Raw genomic sequence first — 4,270 nt, 5'->3', positions numbered from 1 at the left:
CCTTAATGTCTGCTTCATTTAGCTTATTGCCTCCTAATAGCGTTGCAACTAGACTTTTTGCACTTCCAGAATATAAACGATCAATTAACGTTTGTGTCGCATGCTCGTTATATTCTTGCTCGCTCACTTGTGGCTTGTAATAKAACACTTCCTTCTTGGTTGCAATGACTACACCCTTCTCGCACAATCTCCGAAGCAATGTTTTTATTGTAGAGCTTTCCCAGCTGCTTGATTTTTCAAGACATTTTCTAATTTCAGATATAGGCAGCTCGGTCCCGGCTTCCCATAATACACGCATAACCTCAAGCTCTGAATCCGTTATCTTTGAAACTAAGCTGCTCATCATCCCACTCCTAAAGGTTACATATGTAGACTCTGATTAGAGTTTACAACAGTAACCTCTGACTGTCAAATCATTCCTGTAGCTAACTGACAGCTGTTGGTGGAGGTTAATTATTGAAGGATTCAAACCATTAAGTTTACATCGTTTTCTCCTAGTCTTTCAGATTAACGACGAACCTTGAGGGGTAATAGTAAGTGTTAAGGAACGAACTCAATAGAAATGTCCATAGAGAGGATACTATTTATGAAAAAAGCGATGATCATTATTAATCCCACTTCTGGTAAAGAAGAGGCACTCAACTATGTCAGAAACGTGGAAGACCTTTTGACTGATCAAAGGTACGAGGTTACGGTCAAGGAGACGGCAAAAGAACAGGACGCAACCCTGTTTTGTATTTCTGCGTGTGAGGACAGTTATGATTTGGTCGTTTCAATCGGAGGGGATGGCACGCTTCACGAAACGATTAATGGTCTTATCAATCAAGAACATCTTCCGAGGCTTGGAGTAGTCCCTCTTGGAACAGTTAATGATTTTGCTCGCGCATTACAAATACCGCTTCTTCCCGACAAAGCGATTCAGACCCTCTCTTCTTCCCGTGTAAAAATAGCAGATTTGGGCCAATTAAATGACCAATTGTTCGTCAACACCGTTGCTGTAGGCTCATTTGCTGAATCACTCTCTTCCGTTACGTCAGACGATAAATCCCGGCTCGGCGCTTTAGCCTACGTAAAAGAAGGGATCAAAGAGCTTATGAACCAGCCGACTCATCCTCTTTGCATTCAATATGATGGAGAAACATGGGAAGGAGAATCTCCACTCTTTCTCGCTGCGTTAACCAATTCAGTAGGCGGATTTGAGAGGTTGGCACCCGACGCGGCTGTTGACGATGGTCTGCTTCACTGTTTTATTATCAAGGATTTGACTATATTCAATACAATTACAGCCAGCCTGTCATTGCTGTTCGGCAATTTCAAAAATCATAAAGACGTGGTTTATTTTACAGCCAAAAATGTAAGTATAAGCTCGCCTGAATCAGTAAGGACTAACGTTGATGGTGAAGAAGGGCCCTCCTTACCCATCCAAATAAGCAGTATGCCTCGTCATATTCAGGTGATTGTACCGGAAGAGGCTACAGTGTAGTCCTAGTCAGTAGCTATTCGTAGATCAAGATCAATATAATCGGCTGGTGGAATCAATGAAATCGATGGAGTCCGTGCGATCGGCGAGATAGATGGATTCGGTGAGATCGGTGGGGTCAGTGGATCGCTGCAGAATCAATAGGAATGCTAAGATTGCTGGGGGCATTGGATCGATGAGGTCGGAGGTGTCGGTGAGATAAGAAGGATCACTCAGGTCGGCGGAATCAATAGGAACGCTGAAATTGGTGGAGTCAGTGGGATCGGCGTGATAGGTGTCCTTGTCAATGGAGTATTACAAGCCTTTTCGGATTCTACAACGGTAGGTCCATTCATCGTTGTTTACGAGGGCTAATACTAGCCTTGGAGCAAGGTTGCCTACCAAGATTGGACAGATGAATGTAAGACGTAAAGGCTAGCATCTGCTCATTTTACTTATTTTACGGACATAGGCTCCACTATTTGTGAATATTAGCTCATTATGCTCGTCGTATGGACATTGATCATAATCTTCGATCATTTAACCTATTTTCGCTTATCATACGGACATAGGTTCCGCTATTTGTGAATATTAGCCCATTTTGCGAGTTTTAYGGACATAGGTTCCGCTATTCGCTATGAATCTGTGTAATTTCGGGGGTTTTATCGCAAATAACGGAYCTCATGTCCGTTAAAATCTCAAAACMCCCTTWAAYYGTWATTTAGCGGAWCTSATGTCCGWTAGCACTGCTCAAAACCTTGCAACCTCGAAATTGCCGCTTCTATTCAAGTTCTTCCGATGCAAAATCCCGCACGATAAACACTTCGCTGTATGTTATTTGTCTTACAGACACATTTCCACTCTTTGAACTCTTCATCTCACATTGCTCGTCTTACAGAGATTGGTGCCGATCTTCGACAATATTCCGTTCTATAAACAATTCGCGTATGTTACTTGGCTTACAGAGACAGGATCCGCACATTGAACACCTCTCCTCATTTTGTTCGGCATTCAGACATAGATTCCATACTCTGAACACTTCTTCTCATGTTGCTCGTCTTTAGGATAAAGATTCCGCTCTTTGTGTTAAAAGAAAATAAACCATTAGACCGAAAAATATAGTATTAGACTCGGAAAATATAGTTGTAGACTGGCGATAGTGTTAGACTAACTGGGAGATTTGCGCAACTTTCCAATATTGAACTGCGGATCGAGCGGATTATAAACGGCTTGGTGCCGGAGACGCATTTTCGGCTACGATGGGAACGTGTTATGCAGGATAATTGGTTAGTGGCCGGGAATTTATGGTGTAAGAAGGAAAAGAAAGGATAGTGATCTATCTATGAAAACTTCCCAAGAAGAACTCTATGTATCTCACGAAACTCGACTTACCCGTTATGCAGACGTGTCTACTGCCTTATCGTTGCTCAGCGATGAACAGCTTCGAGAACGAGTGGAAGATGCTAAGGTTCTTGGTACGGGCATAGGTGGTGCGACGGCGCTGTTGCAACTTGAAGACACATCCATATTCGTAAAAATTATACCGATTACGGAACTAGAAAGACGCAAAGAGAATATCATGTCCACTAGAAACGTGTTCGAGCTTCCTTCGTTTTTCCACTATGGCTTAGGTTCATCAGGTAGTGGCGTGTGGCGTGAGGTAGCCGCCCATGCCATGTCCACCAATTGGGTGCTAGCGAAACAGTGTGAGAGCTTTCCATTAATGTATCACTGGCGGTTGTTACCTGGTTTAAAGCGATCTTCGCCAATTGATGTTTCCCGTATGGTTGAGTTTTGGGGATCTGAGGCAGTGCAATGTCGTCTCGAGGCCATTGAGCAATCCGTGGACAGTGTTGTACTATTTTGTGAGTACATCCCCTATAACCTTCATGACTGGCTTATCGAACAGGTCAATATTGGTGAGGATACAACTACCTCAGCGTTTGCCATGGTGGATCTCAACCTGCGATCTGCTGTCTCATTTATGATTGCGAATGGGTTATTACATTTCGATGTTCACTTTAGGAACATTTTAACCGACGGATACCGTATTTATATTGCGGATTTCGGTCTTGCAACATCTTTTCGGTTTGAACTGTCCGACAGCGAATCCGAGTTTCTCAAATTGAACAAGGCTCATGATGGGTATTTTGTGGTAACAGAGCTAGTAAACTGGATTGCAAGAATTTTAGGCGGTGCGGCGAATCATATAGAAATTATAGAATTCATACGCCGATATGCTGAGGGCGAGATGCCGAGAGAGGTAATGGATTCAGCAGCGGCGATTATCAGGAGGTATGCTCCAATAGCCATGGTGATGAATGATTTCTATATGAATCTCGTTTCAGAGAGCAGAACAACGCCATTTCCAATCGAGGAACTTCAACGAATCTGTGCAACAACGGGGTTCGAGCCGTAATATCAAAGGGCTTATGGGAATTACGCTAATGGGACACATTAGTTGAATGACTACAGCGGCAGTCGAAAACTTTGTTTCTCTAGTCTTGGTCCGCCGCTGTTTCTTTTATAGCATCAGTCTAAAATTATTTTTCAAAAGCTGATGATTCATCCATTCAAAAACCGTATTAAATCCACGACTCCCTTCTAAAACTTTATTTTCATCGCACTATTTGAACACTTCAGCTCATATTGCTCAACTTTCGGATATAGTTCCCGCTTTTCGAACACTTCAATTCATTTAGCTCGTCATTCGGAAATGGATTCCGCTCTTTGAACACTTCGCCTCATTTTGCTCGTCTTACGGACATRGGTTCCGCTATTTGTGAATATTAGCCCATTTTGCGAGTTTTA

The 4,270-nt window shown here is 42.8% G+C and carries 3 protein-coding genes; 2 read left to right on the top strand and 1 reads right to left on the bottom strand.

All coding sequences use genetic code 11. The features are described from left to right. A partial coding sequence (locus AC1DSE_RS31230; protein ID WP_477528767.1) for a BlaI/MecI/CopY family transcriptional regulator occupies window positions 1-343 on the bottom strand: 343 nt, incomplete at its 3' end. 243 nt (window positions 344-586) lie between these two features. Between AC1DSE_RS31230 and AC1DSE_RS31225 the strand changes: the two genes are divergently transcribed. Further along, the gene (locus tag AC1DSE_RS31225) at window positions 587-1,483 is read left to right on the top strand and encodes a diacylglycerol/lipid kinase family protein (RefSeq protein ID WP_441882867.1); all 897 of its coding nucleotides are present in this window, start codon (window positions 587-589) and stop codon (window positions 1,481-1,483) included. A 1,318-nt stretch (window positions 1,484-2,801) separates the two neighbouring features. Further along, the gene (locus AC1DSE_RS31220) at window positions 2,802-3,878 is read left to right on the top strand and encodes a protein kinase family protein (protein WP_477512166.1); all 1,077 of its coding nucleotides are present in this window, start codon (window positions 2,802-2,804) and stop codon (window positions 3,876-3,878) included. Window positions 3,879-4,270 lie beyond the last annotated feature (392 nt).

The sequence above is a fragment of the Paenibacillus sp. 01L418 genome, from assembly GCF_056400045.1.
Note: the sequence above shows the minus strand (reverse complement) of the source record. Positions and strands in the feature narration are given on the sequence as shown.